1 pseudogene is annotated in these 988 nt (G+C 48.6%); it reads right to left on the bottom strand.

What is annotated here, in order from left to right:
* A pseudogene (gene glmU, locus CIK04_RS23780) lies at positions 1-988 on the bottom strand (bifunctional UDP-N-acetylglucosamine diphosphorylase/glucosamine-1-phosphate N-acetyltransferase GlmU); the annotation flags it as partial.

The raw sequence follows: 988 nt of genomic DNA, 5'->3' as shown, positions 1-988 counted from the left end.
TCTGAACCAACAAACACGTCGTTACCGATGATGGTTTTGAATTTGTTAGCGCCATCGTAGTTGCAGGTAATAGTACCAGCACCGATATTGGTGCGTTGACCGATTTCAGCATCGCCAAGATAAGTCAGGTGGTTAGCTTTAGACCCCTCACCAATACGTGCATTTTTACTTCGACAAGTTACCACGTGAGAGTCGTTACACATCTCAGCGCCAGGACGCAGACGAGTAAACGGACCAACGGTACATTGCTCACCACCGTTGCACCTTCAATAACACTGTATGGACGAACGATGGTGTTATCATCGATTTCACAGTCTTTTAGCACACAGCCAGCACCGATAACTACGTTATCACCAAGGGAGACGTTACCTTCAATGATCACATTCACATCGATTTCAACATCAAGACCACACTGCAGCTCACCACGTAGGTCAAGCGCGCAGGATCACGCAACATCACACTGCTCAGCAGCTTTTCGCTGGCTGCTTGGAATGCACGCTCAAGACGAGCCAACTGAGCGCGATCATTCACCCCTTCCACTTCGATTGGACATAGCTGGGTCGAACCGCGTTCAACCGCATTGCCTTCATCATGCGCAGCGAGCAATGACGTCTGTTAGGTAGTACTCACCTTGAGCGTTGTTATTGTTTAAGCCAGCAAGCCAACGCTTCAGATCACCACCGGTCGCTACCATTACGCCCGTGTTGATCTCTTTAATTAGTTTTTGCTCTTCATTCGCGTCTTTTTGCTCGACGATCGCCACCACAGGACCGTTTTTACGTACGATGCGACCGTATCCAGTTGGATTGTCTAGAACGACTGTTAATAATGCGATACCGCCTTTAGGCTGGGCATCGAGCAAACTTTCAATGGTTTCAGAAGAGATGAGTGGAACATCACCGTAAAGAACCAAGATTTTTTCATCGTCCTGGAACTGATGGAGAGGCTTGATCCACCGCGTGGCCAGTACCCAATTGTTCGGCTTGCA

Source organism: Vibrio sp. 03_296 (assembly GCF_002265885.1).
This window is presented reverse-complemented; position numbering and strand designations above follow the sequence as displayed.